A 13,442-nucleotide genomic window follows, 5' to 3' on the forward strand; every position below is an offset into this window, starting at 1 on the left:
CCGGCCGGTCACTCGACGCTCGGGGGGCGCTGGCCGCCGGCCGGTCCGGGCACCCCGGCGTAGCGGTAGGGCACCGGCTGCCGCCCCGGCTGGACGATGAGCAGCGTGCCGGGCGTGTCGGTGTAGAACGCGGACTCGACGGCGGCGGCCACGTCCTCGGCCGTGAGCAGCGGGAACCCGGCGCTGGTGAACATCTCCTTGGCCGCGGCGACGAGCGGCGTGTCGGTGAAGCCCGGGCAGACGGCGCTGATGCGGATGTTCTGGGCGGCCAGCGGCTCGGCCAGCGCCCGGACCAGGCCCACCACGGCGTGCTTGGTCATGGTGTAGACCGGGTCGCCGGCGAAGCCGACGAGGCCGGCCAGCGAGGCGGTGACCACGACGGCCCCGCCGCCCGAGCGCAGCAGCAGCGGCACCGCGGCGCGCACGCCGAAGACCACCCCGTCCATGTTGACGCCCACGACCTGCCGGTAGCGCTCCAGGTCGAAGTCGGCCAGGTCCACCCGGCCGGTGATGCCGGCGTTGAGGTGCACCAGGTCCAGCCGCCCGTAGCGGCTCTCGGCCAGGGCCACGGCCTCCAGCGAGGCCGCGTCGTCGCCGACGTCGGCGGCCAGCCACGCGCCGCCGACCTCCTTCGCCAGCCGCTCCACCCCCTCGGCGTCGAGATCGACGAGGACGCACCGGGCTCCGGACGCCGACAGGCGCCGGGCCGTGGCGGCGCCGATGCCGCTCGCCGCTCCGGTGATCAGTGCAACTGTGCTCATGGCGCTCCCTGGGGGTCGGGCGGGCTGGGCGGGCCGACGGTCGGCGGATGGCGGCCGGCGGTCGGCGGGTGGCGGTGGCGGTCGGCGGTGGCGGTAGCGGTCGGCGGTGGCGGTAGCGGTAGCGGTCGGCGGTGGCGGTCGGCGGGCGGGTCAGCCCTGGTCGAGCGTGCGGTGCGCGCGGGAGATCAGCGTGGGCACGGCCGCGCCGATGCGGTCGAACCCCTCCCCCACGGTCTTACCCTGGCGGAAGCGGGCGTGGATACCCTCGATGATGACCGCCAGCTTGAAGTTGCCGAAGGCGAGGTAGAAGCCGAGGTCGGTGATCTCCCGCCCCGACACCTTGGCGTAGTGGGCGGCGAACTCGGGCACGTCCAGGAACCCGGGCGCCAGGGTGGCGTCGCCGGCCACCGGGATGCCCGCCCGCTCGTCGTCGCCGCGGCTGTGCCAGTAGGTCAGCGTCAGCCCCAGGTCGGCCAGCGGGTCGCCGAGCGTGGACATCTCCCAGTCCACCACGGCCAGGATCTCCATGTCGGCGAGGCGGACGAGGGTGTTGTCCAGCCGGTAGTCGCCGTGCACGAGCGTGCCGGGGGCCTCGGGGGGCAGCCGGTCGCGCAGCCGCCGCACGAGCCGGTCGTACTCGGGCAGGTCCGCCGTCTTCGACCGCTCCCACTGCTGGCACCACCGGTCGAGCTGCCGGGACATGTAGCCCTCGGGCCGCCCGAAGTCGCCGAGCCCCACCTCGCGGTAGTCCACGGCGTGGATGGCGGCCAGCACCTCGGCCAGCCGCTCCGACAGCCGCCGGGCCCGCTCGGGCGCCGGGTCGCCCAGCTCCTCGCGGGCGCGCACGGCGGTGCCGTCCACGTGGCCCATGAGGTAGAACGGCGCGCCGATCACGTCCTCGTCGGCGCAGAACGCGACCGGCTCGGGCACCGGCACCGGCGTCGGCGCGAGGGCGGAGATGACGCGCCACTCGCGCCGCATGTCGTGCGCGGTCGGCAGCACGTGGCCGAGCGGCGGGCGGCGCAGCACCAGCCGGCGCCCGGCGGCCTCGACGAGGTAGGTCAGGTTGGACCTGCCACCCGAGATGAGGGAGACGGACAAGGGCTCGCCGGCGTCGGGCACGTTGCGGCCCATCCACTCGACCAGGCGGGGCCGGTCGATGCCAGGTACGGTCATGGACACACCTTAGAACGTCACTCGGTCCTGAAGGCCAGCTGGGAGTTATGTAACGTTCCGGACCTGCGGTGATGGCATCGGCTGAGACCCTTTAATCTGGGCAGTACGTATGATCTGATCCCCCGTGGAAGCAGAGTACGGTCGTCAGTAGGAGCTCATGCGCGTCACCCTTGCCCTCCCTCGTGAGCTGGGACCCTCCGAAGTGAGCCGATGGCGGGCTCTGCAGGACGCCGATCCCGTCTTCGACAACCCCTTCCTGTCGCCCGAGTTCACGATCACCGTGGGCGGGCTCCGCGACCAGGTCCGGGTGGCCGTCCTGTACGACGGCCCGGAGATCGTCGGGTTCTTCCCGTTCGAGCGCCACCCGCTGGGCATCGGCAAGCCCGTGGCCGCCGGCCTGACCGACGCGCAGGGGCTGGTCCACGCCAAGGACCTGGAGATCGACGCGCGCCGGCTCATCAAGGACTGCGGGCTGGCCGTCTACGAGTTCGACCATCTGGTCTCCGGCCAGCCGCTGATGGGCCCGCACCACGAGCGCTACCCGTCGCCGGTCATCGACCTGCGCGACGGCTACGCGCCCTACACGGAGTTCCTGAAGGAGCACTCCGGCAAGACCTACAAGAGCACCCTGGCCAAGGAGCGCAAGCTCCAGCGCGAGGCCGGGACGCTGCGCCACGACTACGCCATCGCCTCCCTGGAGCCGCTGCACACGCTGCTCGGCTGGAAGACCGACCAGTACCGCCGCACCGGCCGCACCGACAGGTTCGCCCACCAGTGGATCGTCGAGCTGGTCGAGCGGCTGCAGGCCACGCGCTCCGACACCTTCGCCGGCGTGCTCGACATGGTCTACGTGGACGACGAGCCGGTGGCCGGGCACTTCGGCATCCGCACCCGCACCACGCTGGTCGGCTGGTTCCCCGCCTACGACACCCGCTTCGCCAAGTACTCCCCCGGCCTCATCCAGCACCTGCACATGGCCGAGCGGGCCGCCGCGTCCGGGATCGCGATGATCGACATGGGACGCGGCCAGAAGGAGTACAAGGACAAGCTCAAGACCGGCGAGCTGGAGGTGGCCGAGGGCCGGGTGGCCACGGCCAGCGCGGCGGCGGGCTTCCACTGGATGATGCGCGTCCCGGTACGCAAGACCCGGGCAACCGTCATGGCCAACCCTCTTCTGCTCAAAACCGCCGACAAGGCATTGAAAACCTACGGACGCTTCCGTACCGTTATGCAGCGGTGAAACACATCGCAGAGCGCACGGGTCGTCACTGCCTGCCGCTACCGTCCAACCGCCTGGGTCTCTACTTGGCGCTTCGGCACTGGTGCACGCCCGGGCAGCGGCTGCTGATGTCACCGATCTCCGCCGACGAGATCCTCTTCCTGGTGCTCGCCGCCGGCCTGCGGCCGGTCATCGCGCCGCTCGACCCCCGCGACGGCAACATCGACGCCGCCCGGGTCGACCTCGACACGGTGGACGCGGTCCTGACCACCAACCTCTACGGCCTGCCCGACCGCGTCGCCGCCTTCACCGGCAAGATCCTCGTCGAGGACGTCGCCCACGCCATGGAGACCCGGCTCGGCGACCGCCCGCTGGGCACGTTCGGCCAGGCGGGGGTCTTCAGCCTCTCCAAGCATCCCGGGGCGGGCTCCGGCGGCGTGCTGGCCGTGGAGCACGAGTCCGACCTGCGGGCCCTGGCCCGCGCCCGCGACGAGCTGCTGGCCCCCGGCTCGCTGCGCGCCGACCTGCTCTCCGTGACCACCTCGATGGCCCGCCAGGGGGCGCTGCGGCTCGGCCTGGTGCGCCCGGCGCTCGCCGTCGCCCGCGCCCTCGGCCTGCAGGAGCGGCGCGTGGGCTACCGCATCGCCCTCGACCCCGACGCGCTGGAGCTGGCGCTCAAGGAGACCCCCGAGCTGCCGCCGTTCGACCCGTGGGTCCGCGCCGACCTGCACGCCTACCGCGCCCGCCGGGGCCGGATGGTCCACTGGTACCAGGCGAGGCGGCTGGCCAGGCTGCCCGGCGAGCGCGCCCGGCGGCTGGCCGGCGTGGCCCGCCTGGCCGAGCTGCCCGCCGTCGCGCCGGCCGTGCGCGACCACCTCGACCAGCCGTTGTTCCGCGTGCCGCTGCTGGTGCGGGAGCGGGACGCGGCCATCGCCGAGCTGAAGCGCCACGGCGTGTCGGTCGGCTACCTGTACGACCCGCCGTACGACGACTACGCCCCCGGCTTCGCCGAGCCCTCCCCCGACCCCGCACAGGCGCGCTGGTGGGCCCGCCACGTGCTTCCGGTGGACCCGGTGTACGCCCACCGCGCGCTGCCCGTCCTGCGCGCCCTGGAGCCCGCTACGCCGCCGCCACCGCCCGCCTGACGACCTCGGCCAGGACGCGGCAGCCGCGGCGCACGTCGGCCAGCGAGGCCGAGCCGTAGCCGATCACCAGGCCGTGCAGCCGCTCGCGGCCGTGGTGGTGGCGGCCGGTCGCGTCGAGCAGCACCCCGCGCCGCCGGGCCTCCTCGACCACGACGGGCACCACGGCGGCCGGCAGCTCCGCCAGGACGTGCAGCCCGGCGGTGTCGCCGCGCAGCCGGCAGACCGGGCCCAGCAGCTCGACGACCGCGGCGCGGCGGCGGGCGTACTCCAGGCGCATGCGGCGCAGGTGCCGGTCGAGGTCGCCGCGCTCCAGCAGGACCGCCACCGCCTCCTGCACCGGGCCGCTGGTGCGGTCGGCCACGGCGCGGCGCAGCCCGGCGATCCTGGCGACCAGCTCGGGCGCGCCGACCAGCCAGCCGACGCCGACGTCCGGCGACAGGGTCTTGGACAGCGTGCCCAGCAGCACCACCCGCGACGGGTCGAGGCCGTAGAGCGCGGGCAGCGGGGCGACGTCGTAGCGGAACTCGGCGTCGTAGTCGTCCTCGACGATCGTCGCGCCCGTGCCGCGCGCCCAGGCCAGCAGCCGCTCGCGGCGCGGGATCGGCAGCCGCCCGCCCAGCGGGTACTGGTGGGCGGGGGTCGTGTAGAGCACCGACAGGTCGCCGGGGAGGCCGTCCACGATGACGCCGTCCTCGTCCACCGGGCACGGCACGATCTCCGCGCCGCGGGCCGCGAAGACCGTGCGCGCCACGTGGTAGCCGGGGTCCTCGACCCCGGCGCGGGCGCCGGCGCCCAGCAGGGCCATCGCGCACAGGTCGAGGCCGTTGCCGGTGCCCCGGGTGACCAGGATGTTCTCAGGGCCGACGGCCATGCCCCTGGCCCGGCGCAGGTGGTCGGCCAGCAGCTCGCGCAGGCGCGGCAGGCCGGCCGGGTCGGGATCGGCGCCGGGCGGCAGCTCGCCGGCCCTGCGCCAGGCGCGTTTCCAGGCCGCGCGGTCGTAGTCGCGCACCCAGGGGCGGCCCGCGGTGAGGTCGATGAAGGTGCCGGCCGGCTCGGGCGCGGCGGGCACGTACGGCGCCTCGCGCGGCTGCCCCGGCGGCGTGACCACCTCCATCTCGGCCACGAACGTGCCGGAGCCGTGCCGCCCGTCCAGCCACCCCTCGGCGTAGAGCTGCTGGTATGCCTCGGTGACCACGGTGCGGCTCACCTTGAGCTGGGCGGCCAGCGCCCGGGTGGACGGCAGCCGCTCGCCGGGCGCCAGCGCGCCGTCCAGCATGGCCCGGCGCAACCAGCCGGCGAGCTGGGCGGTGAGCGGCTCGCCGGACTCCCGCGAGAGGGAGACCGGCAGGTCGATGGAGCTACGCACGGAAGTGGTCCCTTGGAAGGGGTCGATAGTGGCCCTCCAGGTTAGGTCCACTTCGCGCGTACGGTCGAATCATGCTCTCCACCACTCCGCGCACCACGCTCGGGCGCTCCAAGGAGCGCGGCAGCACCGACAGGAACGACCTGTACGAGATCCTCGACACCGGTCTGATCTGCCACCTCGGCGTCGTCGTGGACGGCTTCCCGATGGTCGTGCCCACCGGCTACGGCCGCCTCGGCGACACCCTCTACCTGCACGGCTCCACGGGCGCCCGGTCGCTGCGCGCCGCCGACGGCGGCGAGGTGTGCGTCACGGTCACGCACCTGGACGGCGTCGTGCTGGCCCGCTCGATCTTCCACCACTCGGTCAACTACCGCTCGGCCGTCGTCTACGGCCGGGCCCGGCTGGTCACCGATCCCGACGAGCGCCTGGCGGGCCTGCGTGCCCTGTCGGAGCGGTTGGCCCCCGGCCAGTGGGACCACGTCCGGCGGCCGAGCCGCAAGGAGCTGGCGGCCACGGCCGTGCTGGCGCTGTCGCTGGAGGAGGCGTCGGTCAAGAGGCGCGGCGGCCCGCCGGTGGACGAGGAGGAGGACTACGCCCTGCCGGTTTGGGCCGGGGTGTTGCCGCTGGTCACGTCGTGGGGCGCGCCCGAGCCCGATCCGGTGCTCCCAGAAGGTATCGATCCGCCGGTTCACATCCTCCATCGGGAGTAGTTCCATAAATCAGGTGCCACCTGGAAAACCCGCACTCTTGATCGCACGTCTCATCAGGTGGGCCGAACCCTGATGGGAGATGGCATATGGAGTGGACCGCTCCCGGCTACAGCCACGTCAAGCAGCTCGGCGCGGGCGCGAGCGGCCGCGTGGTGCAGGCCGTGCACGACGAGACCGGGGTCAAGGTCGCGATCAAGTACCTGTCCCCGCACTCGCTGCGCGACGCGGCGGCGGTGGCCAGGTTCCAGTCGGAGGCGCGGCTGCTGACCACGCTGCGCCATCCCCACGTCGCCACGATGTGGGAGTACGTCCAGGACACCGGCGGCGCGGCCATCGTCATGGAGCTGGTCAACGGCGTCCCGCTGCGCGCGCTGCTGCGCGAGCACGGCGCCACCGAGCCGGAGGCGGCGCTGGCCGTGCTCAAGGGCTCGCTGCTCGGCCTGGCAGGGGCGCACGCGATGGGCGTCGTCCACCGGGACTACAAGCCCGAGAACGTGCTGGTCGGGGACGACGGGGTGAGCAAGCTCGTCGACTTCGGCATCGCGGTGCGGCAGGGCGCGGCCGGGGCGCCGGAGGGCACGCCGCCGTACATGGCGCCGGAGCTGTGGGAGGGCCGGCCGGCCTCGCCCTCGACCGACGTGTACGCGGCCACCGCGGTCTTCTTCGAGTGCCTGACCGGCCACCGCCCCTACCGCTCGACCGAGCCCAGCGTGCTCGGCTACCAGCACGTGCACGCCCCGGTGCCCTTCCACGACGCGCCCGCGCCGGTACGCGAGCTGGTCAGGCGCGGGCTGGCCAAGGACCCGGCCGCGCGGCCGGCGGGCGCGGCGGCGTTCGTGGCCGAGCTGGAGGCCACGGCCGCGGCGGCGTACGGGGAGGACTGGGAGGAGCGCGGGCGGCGGCGGCTGGCCGCGCTGGTGGGCCTGCTGGCGCTGCTGCTGCCCACGCCGCCCGCCGCGACGCCGGAGGTCTCGACGTCGTTCGCCAGGACGGTCTTCGACGGGCTGCGCTCGGGCTTGCGCTCGGGCCTGCGCTCCAACTTACGCTCCACCGCCGCGCGGGTGGCGATGGGCGGCGGGCTGGCCGCGGCCGTGGCGGTGGCGTCGGTGGTCATGCTGGCCAACCGGGAGCGGCCGCCGACCGGCCCGCTCGGCGCGGCCGCGATCGTGCCGCCCACCAGCGTCCGGCCCGAGGCCGCCTCGGCCCCGCCGACGGCACCCGAGGTGACGCCCCAGGAGACGCCCGCGGAGACGCCGGAGTCCACCCCGGAGCCGGCGCCCGAGGAGAGCCCGGCCGGCGGCACGCCCGAGAGCGTGCCCGAGGCCGTCCTGCCGGTGGACGAGCCCTCCCAGGGGCCCGCACCGACCCGGACGCGCGTACCGGACACGGGCCCGACGGCACGACCGACGGCACGACCGACGGCGCGGCCCACGGCGCGGCCGACCAGGACGCCGACGCGGGTCCCGACGCGGACGCCGACGAGAACGCCGACGAGAACCCCGGCACCGCGGCCGACCCCGACCTCCATCCCGACCGTGACGTCCGTTCCCACCGTGACGTCCATCCCGACCGTGACGTCCATCCCGACCGTGACCTCCATCCCGACCGTGACCTCCATCCCGACCGTGACCTCCATCCCGACCGTGACCTCCATCCCCACCGTGACCGTCCGGCCGCCGGTCACCTCCGTGCTCGCGGTGGGCCTCGGCGACCTCGCGGTGAACGCCGACGGCGTGGCCACCACGACGGTCACCGTGCGAGCGAGCGGCCCCGGCCCCGTCACCGCCACGGCCACCTGGTCGGCCCCCGGCACCGGCGGCCGCGTCCAGCGCCTGACCCTGCGCGGCTCGACGGCCTACACCCGCACGCTGACCTGGGCCATCGGCGAGCGCCCCTGCGGCAGCACGGTCACGCTGGCCCTCGCCACCGCGCCGGCGGCCCCCGGCGGCGCGCGCACCGCCTCGGTGTCGGTGCCGCCCTGCCCGACGCGGGTGACCGGGCTGCGGGCCGCCCTCGCCATGGCCGCCGCGCCGGACCGTACCGCGCGGGCGACGATCAGGGTGAGCGCGAGCGGCACCGGCGCGATCCCGGTCCAGGCCCGGTTCGCGGCGGGCGGCGAGAAGGACGGCGAGCAGGGCGGCACCCGGAGCCTCACCCTGTCCGGCCGCACCTCCTACAGCCGCACGCTCGCCTACACCTTCCACTCCCGCCCCTGCGGCTCGACGGTCTCGGTGCGGGTGACGGCGGGCGACCGGACGGCCACCGCGCGGGCCACCGTGACCTGCCCGCCGCAGGTCCGCCAGGTCAGCATCGTGCGGGCGAGCGCGAGCGAGGGCATCACGGCCACGGTGCGGGTGCTCACGTCGAACGCCCAGCCCGTACGCCTCACCGTCCGGTACTCGACCGGCGGCGAGGGCGGCGGCTCCGACTCGGCCACCCTGTCGGGCGGGACCTCGTACACGCGGACCTTCACCTTCCCGGTCAAGCTGCCCTGCGGCACGAGGTGGTCGGTGACCGCCTCGACCGATCCGGCGGCGGCCGGCGGCGGCGACTCGGCCGGCGGATCCACCGCTGAATGCCCGCCCCGGGAGGAGCCCTCGAAGACCCCGAGCCCCGAACCGGAACCTGAGACATCCGACACACCGGTAGAGATCGACTGAAATCGTCATCCACACTTATCTCCATATCGGTGAGGAATCCGGTGCGGTCTGGTTAAGCTACGGACCGTTTGATACGGGTGGGGGCCCAGACGACTCCAGAGGAGACCGCATGTACGGCGAGGGGCAATGGGGGGTCCCCGGCTACACCGAGGTTCGCGAGCTGGGCTCGGGAGCCGCCGGACGGGTCGTGCTGGCGACACGCGACCGCGACGGCGCCGAGGTGGCCATCAAGTACCTCAACAACGAGCTGAAGTCCGACATGAGCTTCGTCGCCCGCTTCCGGCACGAAGCCCGCCTGCTGGCCACGTTGCAGAGCGTCCACCACGCCCGGCTGATCGACTACGTCGAGTCCGGCCACGGCGCGGCGATCGTCATGGAGCTGGTCAACGGCGTCTCGCTGCGCGAGATCCTGCGTTCCCAGGGTCCGACCGGCCCCGAGGCGGCGCTGACCGTGCTCAAGGGCTCGCTCCTGGGCCTGGCCTCGGCGCACGCGATCGGCGTCGTGCACCGCGACTTCAAGCCCGAGAACGTCATGGTGCAGGAGGACGGCCGCAGCAAGCTGGTGGACTTCGGCATCGCGGTCCGGGCCGGCGAGGACGCCGGGGCCGCGGGCACGCCGCCGTACATGGCTCCCGAGCAGTGGTCCGGCTCGCCGGCCGGGCCGGCCACCGACGTGTACGCGGCCACCGTGGTGTTCTTCGAGTGCCTGACCGGCGCCCGCCCGTTCCGCGCGCCCAACATGGCCGCGCTGGCCCGCCAGCACCAGAGCGCGCCGATCCCGGCCGAGGAGGTGCCCGCGGCGCTGCAGGGCCTGGTCGAGCGCGGCATGGCCAAGGACCCGGCGGAGCGGCCGCCGTCGGCGGAGGCGTTCCTGAACGAGCTGGAGGCCGTCGCGGCCGGCGCGTACGGCCCCGACTGGGAGGAGCGCGGCCGCCGCCGCCTGGCCTCGCTGGCCGGGCTGCTGATCCTGCTCTTCCCGAGCGCGCTGGAGGAGCCGGTCGAGACGGAGACCGCGCTCGCCGAGACCCGCTTCCCCGACCCGGCGGGGCTGCTGCGCAAGCTGCCCGCGAAGATCGCCATGGCGGCGGTCGGGGTCGCCGTGCTGATCGGCGCGGCCGTGTTCGTGATCACCTCGGGTGCGGACGAGCCCGCCCTGTCGGCGGGCACCACGAGGGTCACGCCGAGCACGGCCCCGCCGGAGACCGGGGAGCCCGCCACGCCCGAGGACACCGAGCCGCCCACCCCCGAGGAGACCACGCCGGAGGAGACGCCCGAGGAGACGCCGGCCGCCACGCAGAGCCAGGCGCCGCCCACGGCGCAGCCGCCCGCGCAGCCGACGGCCACCGCCGCGCCCACGAGGAGCAGCGCCCGGCCCCGGCCCACGCGCAGCCCGATCAGGACGCCGTCCAGGACCCGCAAGCCCACGCCGGCCGCGTCCGACACGGACGAGCCCGACCCGACGGGCAAGGTGGACGTGCCGTCCAGCACCCGGCGCCCGAGCACGGCCGCCCCGACGCGCACCTCGAGCGCGCCGACGACCCGCCCGACGCGGCCCCGGCCCCAGCCGACGGTCACGGACACCCAGACCGGCGAGCCGACCGGCACGCCCAGCGGCGGCGGCGGCACGCCGAGCGAGGAGGAGTCGCCGAGGATCGCCCGCGAGGTGCCGAGGATCAACCGCGCCGACGTGGCTCCGGCCGTGTTGCTCCCGCTCGGCCTGGTGGCCTTCGCGCCGCGGCGCCGGGCGGCGGGCGGCCGCGAGGGGAAGCGCGCGGCGGGCCGCCGCGGAAGGAAGCGCTAGGGCGCGCCGAGGGGGGCGACGGCGATGAACAACCCTGGGCACGGTATCGCCGGATTCCGGCTCACCGAGCACACCTGGATGACCGAGCTGGGCAACTGGATCGACGCGATCTCGCCCGACGGCCGCAGGGCCGGCGCCCTGCTGTTCGACGCCCGGCTCATCGGCCTGCCGGGCGTGCGCGAGCGGGTGGTGGAGGCCGTCCTGACCGACCAGCGGCTGGTGCTGGGCGGAACGGGCGGGCTCATCCCGGTCGCGGACGTCGTGGCGGCCGGCGAGCAGGTCTGGCTGCTCACCGGCCAGGCGGTCAGCCCCACGCTGGCCGACCTGCTCACCGCGGGCCCGATCGACCCGGCCGGCGCGGCCTCGGCCCTGGTGGAGACCGCGCAGACGCTGTCCGCGCTGCACGCGGCGGGGGTCACGCACGGCTCCGTGCACCCCGGCACGGTGGTCGTCACGTCCGAGGGCGCGGCGCTGCTGTCGGAGCGCGGCCTGTCCGACGCCATCCGCGGCCACGTCTCGCCGCCCGAGCGGGACGCGGCCGGGTGGGCGGCGCTGGCGCGCGGGCTGGCCGCCTCCTTCGGGGGGCACGCCCCGCAGGCGGCCCAGCTCTTCGAGCGGGTCGCCGGCATGGCCGGCACGCTGGGCCTGGCGGCGGCGCGCGGCACGTTGCTGGCTGAGCAGGCCACGCTGCCCGGCGGGGCGATCAGCAGGGAGGGGCTGGCGCGGGCGGCGCGCGACCGCTCCGCCTTCGCGCAGCCGCCGCCCTACGCCCAGGCGTCCCCGGCGCCGCCCGCGCCCAGGGACGAGGGCGACATCGTGACGCTGCTGCACGTCCCCGGCCGCTCGGGGACGGGGCCGGTGCGGTTCGGCCCCGGCGTGGACACGCGGGCCCAGCGGCCGGAGACCACGGCGGAGCGCATCTGGCGGTCCGGGCGGGAGGAGGCCGAGACCGTGCACCGCGCGGGCGTCCGGCACCCCCGGGCGGCCCGGTCCCGGCGGTGGCGGACGATCTCCGCGACCGCGATCTTCGCGGTGGTCATGGCGGGGGCGGTCCTGGCCTGGTTCAAGCTGAGCGACCCGCCGGACCTCGCGGTCGGCTCGGTGGACGTCAAGGCGGCGAAGAAGACGTACGGGTGCGACAGCACGGCCCTGATCACCGGCACGGTGGTCACCAACGGCGCCTCCGGCGTGATCGCCTACGAGTGGCGCAAGAACCTGGACAAGGACGTCGTCAAGGGCACCCTGCAGACCCGCTCGGACCAGACGTCCTACCAGCTTCCGCTGCGCTGGTCGCTGCGCGGCAAGAGCAGCGTGAAGGCCACGGCCACGCTGCGCGTCCTGAGCCCGGGGCCGGTGCGTACGGACAAGGTCAGCTTCACGTACAAGTGTTGATCTCCGTCCAGCAATGCATATCAAAGCGGTTCTTACTAATCTGGCGAACATGACCACCCAGACCCCCGCGGGCTGGTATCCGGACCCCTATGGCGAGCCCAAGCTCCGCTGGTGGGACGGCAGCCAGTGGACCGACGCCACCCACGTCCAGGAGCAGGGGCCGGCGCAGCCCCAGCAGCAACCGGCCCCCGTGCCGCAGTCGCAGGCCCCGCTCCAGCAGCAGGGCCGGCCCCAGCAGACGCAGCCCGGCTGGGCGGCCACGCCGGCCAACCCCACGCTCCAGTACGGCGGGCCGACCCCCGGGCAGTCCGCCTACGGCCAGCCGGCGCCGACCCAGCCGAGCTGGGGCAACGCCGGTCAGCCTCCGGGGCCGGGGTTCGGCCCGCCACCGCCGCCGCCCAAGCAGGGCAACCCGATGCCGTGGGTGTTCGGCGGCCTGGCGGCGCTCGTGGTGATCGCGCTGATCGTGGCGGGCGGGATCTTCCTCCTCAACCGCGGCGGCGACCAGGGCGCGCTGCCCCCGCCGCGCGAGACCTTCGCGCCCCAGGACCCGCCGAGCGAGGAGCCCAGCGCGGAGCCGCCGTCCGGGCAGCCGTCGCCGGGCCAGAGCGCCGAGCCGCCGCCCCAGCCCGTGGACGGCCGGATCGCCGACGCGAAGAGCGGCGTCTCCTTCGAGGTGCCCGCCGGCTGGAAGGTGCCCGAGCAGATCAACCCGGACAACCTGCCGCCGAACGTGCAGCGCTGGACGTCGAGCGTGGAGGCCGTCTCCCAGGAGGACTTCGACGGCAAGGGCGGCAGGTGGGTCGGCAACGTCTCCACCGGGGTGCTGAACGAGATCTACCCGTACACGGGCGCCACCGCCCTGCGCACCAGCGCCCAGGCCGTCTTCATGGACTTCTCGACCCGGTTCTACTCCGTGGCGCACGAGAGCAAGGTCGTGGCCGACAAGGCCATGAAGGTCGGCGACCGCGACGCCTGGCTGCTGCAGTTCGAGCTGGACTTCACGAAGGCGTCGAAGGAGAACGGCTACAAGTGGAAGAAGGAGAACGGCGCGATCGTGCTCGTGGATCGCGGCGGCGGCGAGCGGCCGGCCATCTTCTACGTCTCCGTGCCGGACAACCTGGGCACCGACGTGGTGGGCAAGGTTCTCGGCTCGCTCAAGCCCGCGTGACCAGTGGCACTAGGCTGGTGAGGTAACAAGCGGGCGGGTCG

The 13,442-nt window shown here is 74.6% G+C and carries 10 protein-coding genes; 7 read left to right on the plus strand and 3 right to left on the minus strand.

The annotated features are described in order from the left end of the window. Positions 1-8: 8 nt before the first annotated feature. Together AB0H75_RS23170 and AB0H75_RS23175 are read right to left on the minus strand one after the other, a co-directional pair. Positions 9-761, minus strand: a complete 753-nt coding sequence (locus tag AB0H75_RS23170; protein WP_367799248.1) for an SDR family oxidoreductase — start codon at positions 759-761, stop codon at positions 9-11. Between the two features lie 150 nt (positions 762-911). Beyond that, entirely contained in the window at positions 912-1,937 is a 1,026-nt protein-coding gene (locus AB0H75_RS23175) for a phosphotransferase family protein (protein ID WP_367799250.1), read from the minus strand. A gap of 202 nt (positions 1,938-2,139) precedes the next feature. Between AB0H75_RS23175 and AB0H75_RS23180 the strand changes: the two genes are divergently transcribed. Further along, positions 2,140-3,177 (plus strand): GNAT family N-acetyltransferase, encoded by a 1,038-nt coding sequence (locus tag AB0H75_RS23180; protein WP_367799252.1) that lies wholly within the window; start codon positions 2,140-2,142, stop codon positions 3,175-3,177. Continuing rightward, positions 3,174-4,301 carry a DegT/DnrJ/EryC1/StrS family aminotransferase gene (locus AB0H75_RS23185; RefSeq protein WP_367799254.1) on the plus strand — a complete coding sequence of 376 codons (1,128 nt, stop codon included), beginning with the start codon at positions 3,174-3,176 and terminating at the stop codon, positions 4,299-4,301. The genes AB0H75_RS23180 and AB0H75_RS23185 overlap by 4 nt, the downstream gene beginning before the upstream one ends. On the opposite strand, the gene AB0H75_RS23190 is transcribed toward AB0H75_RS23185, so the two are convergent. Continuing rightward, on the minus strand, positions 4,276-5,667 hold the full coding sequence (locus AB0H75_RS23190; protein ID WP_367799256.1) for a PLP-dependent aminotransferase family protein: 1,392 nt from the start codon (positions 5,665-5,667) through the stop codon (positions 4,276-4,278). The genes AB0H75_RS23185 and AB0H75_RS23190 overlap by 26 nt on opposite strands. 71 nt (positions 5,668-5,738) lie before the next feature. On the opposite strand from AB0H75_RS23190, the gene AB0H75_RS23195 reads away from it, so the two are divergent. The 5 genes from AB0H75_RS23195 to AB0H75_RS23215 all read left to right on the plus strand — a co-directional run bounded on the left by AB0H75_RS23195 (position 5,739) and on the right by AB0H75_RS23215 (position 13,401). Next, the gene (locus AB0H75_RS23195; protein ID WP_367799258.1) at positions 5,739-6,377 is read left to right on the plus strand and encodes a pyridoxamine 5'-phosphate oxidase family protein; all 639 of its coding nucleotides are present in this window, start codon (positions 5,739-5,741) and stop codon (positions 6,375-6,377) included. 86 nt (positions 6,378-6,463) lie between these two features. Further along, positions 6,464-9,037 carry a protein kinase gene (locus tag AB0H75_RS23200; RefSeq protein WP_367799260.1) on the plus strand — a complete coding sequence of 858 codons (2,574 nt, stop codon included), beginning with the start codon at positions 6,464-6,466 and terminating at the stop codon, positions 9,035-9,037. A 109-nt stretch (positions 9,038-9,146) separates the two neighbouring features. Next, complete coding sequence (locus AB0H75_RS23205; protein WP_367799262.1) at positions 9,147-10,838, plus strand: protein kinase; 1,692 nt, start codon at positions 9,147-9,149, stop codon at positions 10,836-10,838. 24 nt (positions 10,839-10,862) lie between these two features. Next, a complete protein-coding gene (locus AB0H75_RS23210) occupies positions 10,863-12,230 on the plus strand; it encodes a hypothetical protein (RefSeq protein ID WP_367799263.1) in 1,368 nt (455 codons plus the stop codon). Between the two features lie 49 nt (positions 12,231-12,279). After that, positions 12,280-13,401 carry a DUF2510 domain-containing protein gene (locus AB0H75_RS23215; protein WP_367799264.1) on the plus strand — a complete coding sequence of 374 codons (1,122 nt, stop codon included), beginning with the start codon at positions 12,280-12,282 and terminating at the stop codon, positions 13,399-13,401. Positions 13,402-13,442 lie beyond the last annotated feature (41 nt).

Source organism: Nonomuraea sp. NPDC050783 (assembly GCF_040802095.1).
GTDB lineage: Bacteria > Actinomycetota > Actinomycetes > Streptosporangiales > Streptosporangiaceae > Nonomuraea.

Excerpts from the sequence above, each read along its gene's own strand:
- AB0H75_RS23170 (WP_367799248.1), bottom strand. The coding sequence starts at position 761 with ATGAGCACAGTTGCACTGATCACCGGAGCGGCGAGCGGCATCGGCGCC.
- AB0H75_RS23200 (WP_367799260.1), top strand. The coding sequence starts at position 6,464 with ATGGAGTGGACCGCTCCCGGCTACAGCCACGTCAAGCAGCTCGGCGCG.
- AB0H75_RS23175 (WP_367799250.1), bottom strand. The coding sequence starts at position 1,937 with ATGACCGTACCTGGCATCGACCGGCCCCGCCTGGTCGAGTGGATGGGC.
- AB0H75_RS23195 (WP_367799258.1), top strand. The coding sequence starts at position 5,739 with ATGCTCTCCACCACTCCGCGCACCACGCTCGGGCGCTCCAAGGAGCGC.
- AB0H75_RS23210 (WP_367799263.1), top strand. The coding sequence starts at position 10,863 with ATGAACAACCCTGGGCACGGTATCGCCGGATTCCGGCTCACCGAGCAC.
- AB0H75_RS23215 (WP_367799264.1), top strand. The coding sequence starts at position 12,280 with ATGACCACCCAGACCCCCGCGGGCTGGTATCCGGACCCCTATGGCGAG.
- AB0H75_RS23205 (WP_367799262.1), top strand. The coding sequence starts at position 9,147 with ATGTACGGCGAGGGGCAATGGGGGGTCCCCGGCTACACCGAGGTTCGC.